Below are 13866 nucleotides of genomic sequence, written 5' to 3'. Positions count from 1 at the left end.
ATAAAATACCATTTGCGGCAGTTTTTTTCAATTCAATTATTTACTCGAAGGCTTCCCACTGCCGGTTCAGATGTATACGTATTGGCAATACGATTTTTGAAAAAGCTTAAAATAAGCGATATTACAACAATCGACAATGCGGAAAACAAAGTATCCGTTAAACTCACAGCAAATGTTCCTAATCCGATAATAACACTGTCAAAAACCAAATTAAGCCGCCCTGGATTCCAGCCAAAACGCTTTTGCAGATAAACAGTTACGACACCCGTTCCAGCAATTGAGCTTCTGCCCGAAAACAAAATAGCAAGTCCGATTCCCATTAAACAGCCGCCAAATAAAGCACCACTCCACGGTGAAATCACCAGTTCCGGCAAAAAGCGTTCGATACCAGTAAAGCAAGAAACGATTCCAACTGAAAAAGCCGTTGCCACCGTGAAGTTCCATCCCATACCACGAATCGATAAAATATAAAATGGTAAATTCACCATAAAAAATACATAATCAAACGGAACCGATAATATGTAGGATAAATTCAATGCAAGCCCCGTTGTTCCACCCGTCGTAATATGCGCATGTTTAAAAATCAAAATGCTTAGACTTATCAATAAGCACCCTAAAATAAGTTTTATGCCTCGTTTCATTGTCTGCACTTCCTTTGTTTGTTAATGTATCTATCATAAGTCGAATCATTTTCATTGTCAACAAAGTTTGTTCTTTGTAAACAAAATGTTTATGTATAAAAAAGATATCTATTATAATTTGCATTAAATATTCTATATGGCAAAACTTTAAAAATATTAACACAACATTAATCATTTCTTAACGCAAACAAGCTATATAAACTCTATTCTAGAGTTGAGAAGATGTTCTCAGTGAAGAGGGGGATACTATGAAAAAGTACTATGTCATAGATACCAATGTTTTGCTGCATTCACCGAATGCTTTATATGCATTTAGTGAACACAATGTCGTCATTCCTGAAGTTGTTATCGAGGAATTAGATCGCTTTAAAAAAGAATCCACGGAACGTGGTGCAAACAGCCGTCATATTAGCCGCATCATTGATCGGCTGCGTCTGCAGGGAAATTTACTCGAAGGCGTCTCACTGAATGATAACGGTGGTATTTTGATTCTGGAAGCAAACCATACAGCTACACAAATGCCGTCACATTGGGACAAATCAAATGCCGACAATCGTATCCTGCAAGTCTGCAAAGGTTTAGCAGAAAGCGGCAATCAAACGATTTTAGTCAGCCGTGATACAAATATGCGAGTAAAAGCCTCCATTTTAAATATTCAAGCTGAAGACTTTCGTAACGACAAAGTTTCCAGTATTGATCAACAATATACTGGACGTGTCGTTGCCTATACTTCGAGTGATATCATCAATGACTTCCACAAAGACGATGCGCAAACAATTGATCCAGCAAATTTGTATATTTTTGATGAATCAGCCAGCGTCTTAACTTCAGCCACGTTCGTCACCAACCAATTTCTCTTGATAAAATCAACCGACAAAGAGCGGCATACCGCTCTAGGACGTTTTGATGGGAAAAAAATCGTTCATTTGCGCTATCAAAAAACCAATCCATTTGGCGTTACACCAAAAAATGTTGGGCAGATCTTTATGCAAGAATGTCTCATGATGAACTCTACCGAAGCTCCGCTTGTTATCTTAAAAGGAATCTCTGGAACTGCCAAAACGTTTTATTCCTTAGCCGTGGGGCTCCACAATTACATGGACTGCCAGCCAAAAGTATATCAGCATATCCTGATTTGCCGCCCCAATGCCATGCTTGATGAAGGGATTGGTTTCCTGCCTGGTACGGAAGCCGAAAAAATTGAACCTTATATGCGTGCCATTAAAGATAATTTATTTACCTTAATGTCAGGCAGCAACTCTACGGAAGAAAAAGATGTCCTGCAAACCGAAGATACAGTCAATATGTTATTTGAAAAACGAATCATCCAAACCGAAGCACTGGCTTACCAACGCGGTCGTTCCTTGCAAAAATACTGGGTAATTTTTGATGAAATGCAAAACTCTACCCCACGCCAGGCAAAAGCCGTTTTAACCAGACCGGGGCTTGGCACAAAAATAATTTTACTTGGGGATCCAGCACAAATCGATAATCCATTGTTGGACAGCCAATCAAATGGTCTCAGTTATGCGAGTGAAAAAATGATGGGTTCCAAACTCTGCTTTCAAGTGACGATGCTGCCAGAAGAATGTGAACGATCACCGCTTGCCGCCGAAGCTGCTATGCGGTTATAAAATAAAAGAGCACCGGGCGCAAAAATGCACGGTGCTCTTTTATTTTTCATTCATCGTCAATAACAAATCCGTTAATCTTCTTCATCATAGGCATGCAGCGCTATTGGTAAAGCCGCAACAACTTTATTGCCAACGGCTGGAAGTGGCAGCAAAACTGCACTTTTTATTTCGTCTCTTGTTGCGCCTAATTCTTTTGCATGTTTTACGTGAAATGGCAGACCCGTCAATAGTCCAACCGTACTAAGTACTGCAATATACGCAATTTCTTCTGTTTTTGCATCCAAGGTACTGGCATCATCTAATTTTTTGACCGCATCCAGCCAAACCTGAGCGTGCTTTGGGGCTTCTTTTAAAAAAGTTTCAAATGTCGTACTTACTTGCTTCATAACAATTCCTCCCCTATTTCCCTTGATACAATCAATCACTTTTTATGGCAATATGTAAAACATAAAAGACCAAAAATGAATATGCTATCATTTTATGGATCGTTCGCAACTTTTTATTTTGCGGCATGCATCGAATTTTATGTCCTATATACAATAAAAATAATAACAACAAAAGTGCCAAAATCCCAAAAGCAATACTAAGATTAAAATTATGTACCCCACGAAACCACACAAAATAAACGTGCAAGATTCCGGCATAAATTGCTACCGTACCGACCAAAGGATGCAACAAGCGAACATCTTTCATTAGATTCTTATATAGCCGGTTCATCGTTTGCGAAAGAGCAATTTTATTGCGTGTGATTTGAAGATAAATTTCCCGCAATACGTAATTCATAAAAGCAATTATGGCGATGATAATTGTTATAGTACCAAATTCTTTACCAATTCCTTTGATCGCACGAAAGGACAAATTCGTCCCTAAATACCCCATATGATCCATGCCAATGACCAAAAAAGCTAAAATCAATAAGCTTATATTTAACCCAATTAAATTTTCACTCAAATGAGCTACTCTATTTTCAATTGGTTTGTACATACGACCACACTCCTTTTTTCTAAAACCGACCCGTTATTTTTTTATATTGCCTAATTTATTTGTAGTCTTATCTATATATGGCATTAAACATTTTATATGGCAATCGGATGTAATTTCTTTAATGCGTTCTATATACATAAGTAATTTCTGTATTTTATCTTTAACTCCTTTGATTCATTAAGAATAATATTTTTCAGCCACCATTAAAGGGCAAAATATCATGCTGAAATATTGACCCTTAATGCATATCCGAGCGATAAACAGGTTCTGCTTTTCGAGTGCGTTTATGTCTTTGATGGGCTTTCCATGATACGAAAAAGACCAGCACAAAAATGAACAGACTCCAGAGTGTTGCTTTGCTTAGTAAGCCTGCGAAAGCGATCATTAAAATTGAAATCGCAAATTTCAATTTTACATTATCTAAAATACGAAACCCTGCCGCTAAACCAATCATGGCATTTGCCAAGAAAAAAACATTAGCACAGGCAACCAAACTATCCAATGTTAAAACATCCCCAGCAAGCAAACTCAGTGTAATCATATGAATTCCCGTAAGTGTAAAAATAGCATTGACCGGACTTCCATAGCGATTCGTTTGTGCCAAATAAGCTGGCAGCCTGCCATTTTCAGCTCGTTTTGCATTCATTCTGGTAACAGCACCAACAATCATAAGATATGTAGAAATACAAAGTCCTGCCGCTACAATACTTAAAAACGGCACAGCTAGACTACCAAATAAAGGCTGCATAATAGCGATTATTGTATGTTCACCTAAAAAACTCTGCAGTGATAAGGCCACCAGAAGGTAGACACCACTTATAATGATAACACTGATCGTCATGGCTTTACGTAATGTTCTTTCAGGATTCTTGATGTCCTCGATATAATTACCAATAACCTCCCAGCCAACAATAGCCCAAAACAAAAGTAACAAGCTATAACCAAAATCATGCAAGGAGACCATCGTCTGTGGTAATTGAATATCGGCTGCCGTCACTAAAGTATATAAACTACCGGCCGCTAATGAGACAACCGTACAAGCCGTAACGAGTAAATTAAACCGGGCAAAGGATTTAACGCCGCTTACAAGTAAGCCAATACAAATAAAAACTAAAATACATACAATAAATTCGCTATTTAGCATCTTAAGAAAGCTGAAGTTTTTTAAAAATCCAGCTGCCGTCAACAAAACCGCCATCGGACCGAAGAAAACAGCCGTCGTAAGAAAATTAGAGCAAAGTTCTTGCCAGAAAGGCCCCAGCATTTTCCCCACCGCCAAAGCAACCCCTTCATTCCCTGGACTTTTCAAACTTAAATAGATAAATACATAGGCAAATACACTGCCTAATACCATAATCACCAACCAAGCCACAATTGCCCAGTCACCAATCTTAGCATAAATAATCGGTGGCAATAATAAAATGGCTGACCCAATAATCGGACCAATAATAAGGCCGCAAAGTGAAAAAAGACCAATCCCCTTACTTTTATTCATTAAATTCTCCTTCTTAGCGAAATTTATTCCTATTAGAATACCACCCACCTGCTGATTTGTAAAACAATTCACATAAAAAAATTTTCTATTACAAAGCGGTTGTACAATAGTTTCTTTACCTTGGTACAAAATAGGTCAATATCATACAAGAAATCCCTATTGTTTTATAGTATGATTACGAAAGACGAACAAAGGAGCGATGTCGATGGTACCTGAAACAAGGACTGTTTGTTTTGATGCCGATTTAAATATTGAAGCCTATAGTTTTAAAGGAATCAGGCAAAAATTTCCTACACATTTCCATGAATATTATGTAATCGGTTTTATTGAAAATGGTCGCCGGGAATTATTTTGTAAAAACAAACATTATATAGTAGAACGCGACACTTTAATTATTTTTAATCCACAAGACAGCCATATGTGTCAGCAGCTGGATAATGAGCCATTAGATTATCGCTGTATTAACATTTCTGTAGACAATATGCAAAAAATCGTCCGGGAAATAACGCAGAAAACATATCTGCCCTACTTTACAGAACCAGTATTATGCGACAGCGAATTGGTCTCTGCCTTACATGATTTGCATGAAATGCTTATGCAACAGGAAAAAGACTTCAAAAAAGATGAATTGTTTTTGCTGATCATGGAAGAATTAATTTTTGAACACGCCGATACGATCTTTGATCAAAATTCAATAGAACCTTCCGCTGAAATAAAAATCATTTGTGATTTTTTACAAGCGAATTACAGTGAAAACATAAAATTAAATGATCTGAGTCAGTTAGCTAACATAAGCAAATACCACTTATTACGATCGTTCACAAAACAAAAAGGCATATCGCCTTACTGTTATTTAGAAGCGATTCGTATCAGCGCAGCAAAAAAGCTGCTAGAACAACAATGTTCACCACTAAACGTCGCCTTGCAAACAGGTTTCTCAGACCAAAGTCATTTTTCAAATTTCTTCAAAAGAATCATTGGGCTCACACCAAAACAATATATGAATATTTTTATAACGGAGACAAAACATAAAAAATGAGGAGAATTTTGTATGTCAATAGAAGAAAATAAATGTGTAATGATTATCGATTCAACCCTGCCGCTTGGCTTGATTGCCAACACTTCAGCAATTCTTGGTATTACTCTTGGCCATAAACTCAATAGCATTATCGGAGAAGATCTCATTGACGCTTCTCAGACAAAACATCTTGGTATAACCAATATTCCCATCCCAATTTTAAACGGGAGCATGACAACAATACATGAAGTACTAGAAAAAATCAAGAATAATAACTGGAATGATCTAGTCATCGTTGATTTTTCTAACACGGCCCAAACTTGCAAAGATTATCAAATTTATAAAGAAAAAGTTAAATCCATTCCCTCTGCCATGTTTCAGTACTTAGGTATCGGCCTCTATGGTTCGAGCCGCAAAATAAACAAATTGACTGGCAATATGCCCTTACTGCGATAAAAAAGCCCTCTACCTTTGACTTTGTTGTGATTTTATACTAAACTGTAATTGATAACAATACTCATCTATTTAACATTTGAATTTTCTTACAATTTGCTATATCCTATAAGTGGAAGTCTAAAATTAAAACAAAGTAGTTAAAGGAGTGATTTACATGGAATATCGTATTGAAAAGGACTCGCTCGGAGAAATTAAGGTTCCAGCAGATAAATTATGGGGTGCTCAAACACAGCGTTCTTTCGAAAACTTTCAAATTGGCACCGAAAAAATCCCCCAGGAAATGGTGAAAGTCTTCGCTTTATTAAAACGTGCCTCTGCGGCCGTAAACAAAAATTTAGAAACACTAGATTCTGGCAGAGCCGATGCAATTATTGAAGCCTGTGACGAAGTATTAGCTGGTAAACTTGACGGGAATTTTCCACTAGCTGTATGGCAGACAGGCAGCGGCACACAGTTTAATATGAATATGAATGAAGTTCTGGCTCATCGGGCTGCACAAATTTTAGCCGAACAAGGCAAAGAAATTGCCGTCCATCCAAATGATCATGTAAATTGCTCTCAAAGCTCAAATGATATATTTCCCACGGCCTTACACGTGGTTGGTCTCACCCTCATTAAAAAACAGCTTTTTCCCGCACTGGACGATCTAGCTGCAACGCTTGAAAAAAAGTCAAAAGATTTTATGGATGTTGTCAAAACCGGACGCACACATCTTATGGATGCTACCCCGCTCACATTAGGGCAGGAAATTAGCGGCTGGGCACGAATGATACGCCGCAATCAGGAAATGTTGACTGCTGGTATCAATTTTCTGCGTGATCTCGCTATGGGAGGCACTGCCGTCGGAACAGGAATCAATACCCATCCCTTGTTCGCCGTAAAAATTGCCGAAGAAATCAGTAAATTGACTAATGAACATTTCCAAACCGCACCCAATAAGTTCCAAGCATTATCGAGCCGAGATGAAATTGCTGCTGTCCATGGCTTGCTCAAAGCATTAGCCGCTGATCTTATGAAAATAGCCAATGATGTACGGTGGCTTGCCAGCGGACCTCGTTGCGGACTCGGTGAAATCACGATTCCTGCCAACGAACCAGGCAGTTCAATCATGCCATCAAAAGTAAATCCAACCCAGGCTGAAGCCTTAACCATGGTGGTCACACAAGTCTTTGGCAATGATACTACCGTTTCATTTGCGGCCAGTCAGGGAAATTTCCAGTTGAATGTATTTATGCCAGTTATGGCTTATAACTTAATTCAAAGCATCCGCTTACTGAGTGGCAGTATGAATTCTTTTAATCATAACTGTCTGGTTGGTATTGAACCAAACCGCGAAAAAATTGAATTCAACTTAAGTCAATCCCTTATTTTAGTTACTGGTTTGGTACCATTAATTGGCTACGATAAAGCCGCTGAAATTGCCCATCGAGCTGAAAAAGAGGGCATTACCCTAAAAGAAGCTGCTTTAGCAACTGGCTATGTAGATGCAGCCATCTATAATCATTACATGGACCCCGCCCGCCTCACAAAACCACAATCACAAGGTTAACCAAAAAGACATATCAAACAAAGGATTTTCCAACCTTTGATTGATATGTCTTTTTTTATAAAATACAGTGATGTTCCTCGACTTATCTAGAAAATATTTTGAGGATTTACGGCATTTTCTTTAGCAGTTACGATATCCGCCTGAATTCGATATATACCTACACCATTTCCATCGAGTGAAGATTTATATTTTTCCATTAGATTTCCCGTTAACGGCTGACTATAATAGTTTGGCATATATTTGTCTATCATTTTTTGCATAATAACTGCCGATTCTGCAAAATCAATTAATTTTTCTGCTTTGCCAAAAATCATGACACTCATATAAGCTGTATCAGCATGACACGGTACTGGATCGATTACAGTACCGTGTTCTGCATAAATCGTAAAACACACTGGCGGGTTCTGAGCAAGAAGGACATTTTTCTTGCCTGATCCCATCCCATGAAAATAGATGGCGTTTTTATGCCAGATATAATTAACCGGTACTGCATAAGGAAAAGATTCACCCGTTAAAGCAAGTATGCCAATGCGGGATGATAAAAGAAAATCTTCAATTTGTTGTTGATCACTGCAAATTCGCTGCGTATACCGAACCGCCTCCATCAAAGAACACCCTCTCTATCCATTTTTGCCAATTGCGTGAGAAAATCAAACATCCATTGATTATCCTGTTTAATATATTCTGCATGAGCTTCCAATTCTTCTTTCGACTGCACATAGGGGCCTGGTCTCATTTCATTTTTACAATGCGCCACCAGTGCCTGAATTATTTCAACTGTATTTTCCAGATGGAACTGAAACCCAAAAATTTTTTTCTTATAGATAAAAGCTTGGTTTTTACAAGCTTCATTTTCAGCAATACAGATTGCCTCCTCCGGCAAAAGACTGAAGGTATCTCCATGCCACTCAAAAACAATGGGCTCTGGTGGAAAAAAGGAAAACAAGGGAGATTTTCTTGCCGCTTCACTTAGCTGGACCGGAAACCAGCCAATTTCCAGCTGCGCATTTTTGGTAACTTTCCCGCCAATCACATCGGCAATGAGTTGTGCGCCCAGACATAAACCAATAATAACTTTATCTTGCTGAATGGATTTTTTAATAAACTCTTTTTCAGCTGCCAGCCAAGGATATTGTTCTTCCTCATAAATATTCATGGGCCCGCCCATAATAACCAGCCAGTCAAACTCGCTCTGTTTCGGTAAAATTTCATTTTTATATAAATGAGTACTCGTTACGGTATACTGATTTTTTTCAGCCCAGACCAAAATACTACCAGGATTTTCAAATGGAACATGCTGTAAATAATGGAGTCGCATCGTTTTCAATCCCTTCTTAACGGCTCATAAAGCTCAAATTTTACTTTTCAAGGCAGAAATTTTATGTTGATCAAATAAACCTTGTACTTTTTGGCATAAGCTAAGAACGCGCTTACCATCTTCTTCCTCTGGTGTCCCATGATGATAATTTTCCAGTGAACAAATTCCAAAAATTACATCCAAAGATCTTATTTCGGCACTTAATAAAGGAGGAATGATCATAAAAGTTTCAATGGAGTCCATAAGGCAGATATAATTATGATTTCGTGGCTCTACACCATGCAGATTCGATAAAGCAATTAAATAATTTTCCAAGGCAATAGCTGCCACATTGAACACCACACTATTCGCTTGACCTTCCTGTAAGAAATTCTCCGCTCGATGATGGAAACCCTGCGCCGTATGATAGGCTTCGACAAAACTATCGATAGCTGCTTCATTTTGTATGCTATTAATCATAATTTTCAGCCTCTTTTTTTAGGAATGCTGCCAGAACTGATCACCATCAGAAACTGGCAGCATTGTCTACTATTTATTCTATTTACAATGCCGCTGCACTGCTAAAATGTGATTCAGCTTACCATACATTGAGTAACCATTCTTTGTTTTTCTTATGTTCCATATCCTCAAATATCGTATTGGCCATGGTTTCAGCCAACCAAGTAGCACCAGCATAACCTACAACGGGGTGACGATATAGACCAGCACGATCATAAGTTGGGAAGCCGACACGTACCATCGGGATATTATAATCAATTGAAATAAACCGCCCTTTGGAGTGTCCTAAAATAAGATCTAGTTCAATTTCTTTATTTTTGATCCGACTTTCCAATTCCCATAAATCAGCATTGGTTATGACCTCCATCTCGAAATCGACTTTTTCTTCAAAAGCTTTAAGACGAGCATCTTTCTTATAAGTTGAATTGTCATCCCCTAAAAGCAGTAATACCGGTTTCATTTCTAGATCCAAACAAAATTCCGCCAAACCAATCACTAAATCTGGATGGCCATAAATAGCCACTTTTTTATCGGCAAAAAACATGTGTACCAAGTCCGTTAAGGCATCAATAGCAATACCGCGTTCCCGCACTAAAGAAAGCGGAATTTCTTTACCTGTCATTTTTTTTAGATTTTGTAAAAATGTGTCCGTATTACGGATACCAATCGGTGTTGGTCCAATCACCGCCGGAACGTTAAATTCACTTTCTAGGTATTCCGCTGCAGCGCCGCCCTCATACCGATTTAGCGCAATCGTCCCCATAGCATTCGCCGTTCCAATGATATCTTCAACCGGTGTGCTGCCATGTGAGACGGCATCACCATTTGGCATTAATGGTGAATCAAAACTCTCGATTTCAAACAGAACCGTAGCGGCAATATCCATTTCAGCCAAAAGATGCTTCAGTGCCGTTACATCTCCCGGATTAACCCAACCCGTAAACAAATTAATTTTCCCATTGGGTTGATCTTTTTTCGCCAAAGTTCTGACAAAAGCATCTAAAGCCACATCATAGCCAGTAACCTGACTTCCTTTAAAGCTTGGCGTATGAACACTAATCAAATGAACTTCACGACCAGCATATTTTTCTTTGAGTAGTCCAGCATTTAATTTACGAACAACCCCATCAACATCATCACCAATTACTTCCGTTGAACAAGTCGTGATGATTGGAATCACCTTCACATCCGGGTATCGCATCAAAAGAACATCTACGGCTTCTTCAACACGATGAACCGCCCCGAATACAGCACCATCTTCATGGACGGACGAAGAGGCTATATCAAAATTATCTTTAAAATGCTGAGCAAATAACAGCCGAACAAACATTACGCAGCCTTGACCACCATGAACAATCGCAATACAATCTTTGATTCCGATGCTGGCATATTGAGCACCGCAAGGCTGACAGGTAAAGATCGGGTTGATAATGCCGGCACGCTCTTTTTCTTTCACTTCACAAGACATCATAAAAATCGACTCCCTTTTTGATTTTCTTTGCCGCTGTAACAGCGCACCGTATTTATTTAACTAGTTTAATACCGTTGATCGGTAAGTTCTTTATTTAATGAACCCGTAATTGTCAAATAATCTATGCGATCTTTCAGGTCCTGCATAAGAAGTTTAATATCCTTTTTATCCATTGCACCAAGCCATGGATAGGTTTCTTTAAAATCTTTGGCTAAAACCATCGCATCGACCCAATAACATTTATCCGCAGGCGTTGCACAATCAACCGGTTCCTCACATAAAAGCTGCATTGTTTTCGTTAATACACCCTCATTTTGTTTTTCACGATCCCAGGCCCGTGAATGAAACTGCCATAAACACCATTTCATTATATAATCCACAAGCTGCTCAACCTTGTCTTTTCTTGAATCATCCATTCTCCAGCACCTCCTTATACTACCTTCACAAGTTTATGGCTTGGTTCGGGATATGTTTTATCACGTAATTTTGTCACGCAATCATAATCTCCAGTATAAGGTTGTTCTTCCGGTGGAGTGATTGCCGTTTTATCGATATTCACATCTGAAATCAGCTGTCTGGTTGAAAAACCGCTGCCATCTACTTCTGTCTGGCTGATATCAATGCTGGCCAGTTGATGAATCGGCGAATAAAGTGCATTGTAAATATCTCTGGCAAAGCGAACCCAGCCTTCAAACCCTTTGTAAGGTCCATTGTGATAAGCATGGGCATTTAGATATTGTATTCCTAATTTTTTAGCAACTTCACCTGGGCGAACACCCGTGAAAATAATATCTGGTTTTAGCGTCTTCATCGCTTCGATTCCTTCTAGTTCATTCGGATCATCAATCGCCAGTGCACCTTCACTGCAACGAGCAATACCTTTTTCAAAATCCCCCTGATGCCCGAATTTCGAATAAACCGAAACAACATCTAGCCCCATTTCTTCTTCAATTACGTGTGCCCAATGCCAAAGTTTTGATCCCCCCGGCCACAAGCATACTTTTTTACCTTTTAAGCGTTTCGCATACCAGTCCAGTTCCGGTTTCCAACGAGCTATTTCTTCATCGATGATGGCCTGCGCTTCTTTTTCAAGCCCAAAGAACATGGCCACCTTCATGAGCGACTCAGCGAGTGGTTTAAAGCCAAATCCATCAATATCAAGGCGTGGAATTCCATATCTGACTTTGAGTTCATTACAGATATATTCGGAAGATCGCGCACATTCCAATACATTAAGCTGCGCCCTGTGCATACCTCTTAGTTCATCATACGAACCATTACCCGTAAAAGTTGACAAAACCTGGATACCCATCCGCTTAAAATAATCCACCATCACTTCGCAATCACCTTGGATATTATAATCACCCACATAGTTAATCACATAGTCACTGGTTATTTTCGGTTCAACCGTACCAACTTTTTGGTTGATCCACGCAATATTGATTTTATGATGGCCGCCGGATTGACTCGGTCCGCCAAAACCCGGTGAATTACAAACGAAGATATCAACATCGCCCAATTCATCCGTCACTTCCTGGGCAACGGCTTCAATATCATCACCGATTAAAGCCGTTGCGCACGTTTGATAAATCGTCATGCGTTTGATATCAGGAAAGGCTTTAAAGGCTTCCAGCATATTTTGTTTTAACTGTTTTTCAGCCCCAAATATAATATGTTTTTCTTTTACATCCGTCGCATAGGTATATTTCAGTTGAAAATTATCATTATCACTGATATACCGTTTTGTCTGCCATGTATCATAAGTACACCCAACCGGACCATGGCTCATATGGATGACATCTTTCATCGGTGCACCGATAACGTGCTTGGCCCCACAATATGCACAGCCGCGTTCGGAAATCGTTCCCGGTATTGTATTTAAATAACCAAGCGGCAAACAAGATGTCAAATCTTCCCCCGGCCCCTTGACAACGGCATGTTTTGCTCTTTCAGGAATACATTCACTGCATTTAAATGTATGATATGGCATGATTTTTCCCCCTCACAAAGATTCATTCATTTACTGAGCAGTCCCTTAAATTGCTGCGTCACCATGTTCATTCGTTCTGACACGCACAGCATCCAATAATGGCAGAATAAATATTTTCCCATCGCCCACGTTATGCTGGGTTTTATTAACTTTAATAATGGCTTGAACGATTGTTTGAACCTGCTCATCATGAGCCAAAATCGTAAACATTCGGCAGGGAAATAATCCCCGGCCATCTAAAAACTCAGTTGCTACCTGTTCTGCCTTGGGATCTTCCGGATTCGTCTTCGCCAGCAATTGTTTTTTACGGTCAGCAATGATTTCTATATTTTCCACCACTTTACCGCGGCCTATCGCTTTTAAGGCAGTAAACCCCGCCACACCAGCCTCAACTAAAGCTTTTTTTGTAGGACCAACTTTATTCATTCGAATCACAGCTATGATTTCTTTCATAACGCCACTCCCTTATAACCCAGCCAAGCCGCTGGAAACCGTATAAACTTCATCGATTGCACTGATAAAGATTTTCCCATCACCAAATGATCCATTTTCACCGACTTTTGCATGACGTAAAATAACATCCAGTATTTTATCTTTTTCGGCCTCTTCAATAACTACCATAATAAGGCTTTTCGGAATCTCATCATAAACAATATCGCCAAATTTAATACCATTTTGTTTCCCGCGCCCCACAACATCAACAACAGTGGCGGCATTAAACCCCGCTCGTGAAAGTTCCTGAAGAACACTGTCTTTTTTATCTGGTCTGATAATTGCACGAACCATAATCATAAATAACTGCCCCCTTACGT

At 39.1% G+C, this 13866-nt stretch carries 16 protein-coding genes; 4 read left to right on the top strand and 12 right to left on the bottom strand.

The genetic code is table 11. From position 1 onward, the window contains the following. Positions 1-32: 32 nt before the first annotated feature. Positions 33-641 carry a YitT family protein gene (locus tag F606_RS0101755; protein ID WP_019552137.1) on the bottom strand — a complete coding sequence of 203 codons (609 nt, stop codon included), beginning with the start codon at positions 639-641 and terminating at the stop codon, positions 33-35. 248 nt (positions 642-889) lie between these two features. Between F606_RS0101755 and F606_RS0101750 the strand changes: the two genes are divergently transcribed. Beyond that, entirely contained in the window at positions 890-2275 is a 1386-nt protein-coding gene (locus tag F606_RS0101750; protein ID WP_019552136.1) for a PhoH family protein, read from the top strand. 71 nt (positions 2276-2346) lie between these two features. Here the strand turns inward: F606_RS0101750 and F606_RS0101745 are convergent, their stop codons facing one another. From F606_RS0101745 to F606_RS0101735, 3 genes are all read right to left on the bottom strand, one after another. Beyond that, positions 2347-2661, bottom strand: a complete 315-nt coding sequence (locus tag F606_RS0101745; RefSeq protein WP_019552135.1) for a carboxymuconolactone decarboxylase family protein — start codon at positions 2659-2661, stop codon at positions 2347-2349. Positions 2662-2692: 31 nt separating this feature from the next. Then, complete coding sequence (locus tag F606_RS0101740; protein ID WP_019552134.1) at positions 2693-3259, bottom strand: hypothetical protein; 567 nt, start codon at positions 3257-3259, stop codon at positions 2693-2695. A 238-nt stretch (positions 3260-3497) separates the two neighbouring features. Then, complete coding sequence (locus F606_RS0101735) at positions 3498-4754, bottom strand: APC family permease (RefSeq protein ID WP_019552133.1); 1257 nt, start codon at positions 4752-4754, stop codon at positions 3498-3500. Positions 4755-4959: 205 nt separating this feature from the next. Between F606_RS0101735 and F606_RS0101730 the strand changes: the two genes are divergently transcribed. The 3 genes from F606_RS0101730 (at position 4960) to fumC (ending at position 7777) form a co-directional block, all read left to right on the top strand. Next, a complete protein-coding gene (locus F606_RS0101730; RefSeq protein WP_019552132.1) occupies positions 4960-5793 on the top strand; it encodes an AraC family transcriptional regulator in 834 nt (277 codons plus the stop codon). A 12-nt stretch (positions 5794-5805) separates the two neighbouring features. Next, positions 5806-6228, top strand: coding sequence for a PTH2-like family protein (locus F606_RS0101725; protein WP_019552131.1), 423 nt, complete (start codon positions 5806-5808; stop codon positions 6226-6228). Positions 6229-6382: 154 nt separating this feature from the next. Further along, positions 6383-7777, top strand: a complete 1395-nt coding sequence (fumC, locus tag F606_RS0101720) for a class II fumarate hydratase (protein ID WP_019552130.1) — start codon at positions 6383-6385, stop codon at positions 7775-7777. 86 nt (positions 7778-7863) lie between these two features. On the opposite strand, the gene F606_RS0101715 is transcribed toward fumC, so the two are convergent. The 8 genes from F606_RS0101715 to F606_RS0101680 form a co-directional block, all read right to left on the bottom strand. Further along, on the bottom strand, positions 7864-8382 hold the full coding sequence (locus F606_RS0101715) for a pyridoxamine 5'-phosphate oxidase family protein (RefSeq protein WP_019552129.1): 519 nt from the start codon (positions 8380-8382) through the stop codon (positions 7864-7866). Next, a complete protein-coding gene (locus tag F606_RS0101710; RefSeq protein ID WP_019552128.1) occupies positions 8382-9095 on the bottom strand; it encodes a type 1 glutamine amidotransferase in 714 nt (237 codons plus the stop codon). Before F606_RS0101710 ends, F606_RS0101715 begins: the two co-directional genes overlap by 1 nt. Before the next feature lie 33 nt (positions 9096-9128). Then, positions 9129-9554 (bottom strand): hypothetical protein, encoded by a 426-nt coding sequence (locus F606_RS0101705; RefSeq protein ID WP_019552127.1) that lies wholly within the window; start codon positions 9552-9554, stop codon positions 9129-9131. Positions 9555-9672: 118 nt separating this feature from the next. After that, positions 9673-11064, bottom strand: a complete 1392-nt coding sequence (gene anfK, locus F606_RS0101700) for a Fe-only nitrogenase subunit beta (RefSeq protein WP_019552126.1) — start codon at positions 11062-11064, stop codon at positions 9673-9675. Positions 11065-11129: 65 nt separating this feature from the next. Further along, positions 11130-11480, bottom strand: a complete 351-nt coding sequence (gene anfG / locus F606_RS0101695) for a Fe-only nitrogenase subunit delta (protein ID WP_019552125.1) — start codon at positions 11478-11480, stop codon at positions 11130-11132. Between the two features lie 14 nt (positions 11481-11494). After that, positions 11495-13054 (bottom strand): nitrogenase iron-iron protein, alpha chain, encoded by a 1560-nt coding sequence (anfD, locus tag F606_RS0101690; RefSeq protein ID WP_019552124.1) that lies wholly within the window; start codon positions 13052-13054, stop codon positions 11495-11497. A 45-nt stretch (positions 13055-13099) separates the two neighbouring features. Then, complete coding sequence (locus F606_RS0101685) at positions 13100-13507, bottom strand: P-II family nitrogen regulator (protein WP_019552123.1); 408 nt, start codon at positions 13505-13507, stop codon at positions 13100-13102. A gap of 12 nt (positions 13508-13519) precedes the next feature. Further along, complete coding sequence (locus F606_RS0101680; RefSeq protein ID WP_019552122.1) at positions 13520-13846, bottom strand: P-II family nitrogen regulator; 327 nt, start codon at positions 13844-13846, stop codon at positions 13520-13522. Positions 13847-13866: the final 20 nt, after the last annotated feature.

This window comes from Propionispira raffinosivorans DSM 20765, assembly GCF_000381065.1.
In the GTDB taxonomy this organism is placed as follows: domain Bacteria; phylum Bacillota; class Negativicutes; order Selenomonadales; family Selenomonadaceae; genus Propionispira; species Propionispira raffinosivorans.
The sequence above is the reverse complement of the archived record's forward strand: the minus strand, read 5'-3'. Positions and strand labels throughout refer to the sequence as shown.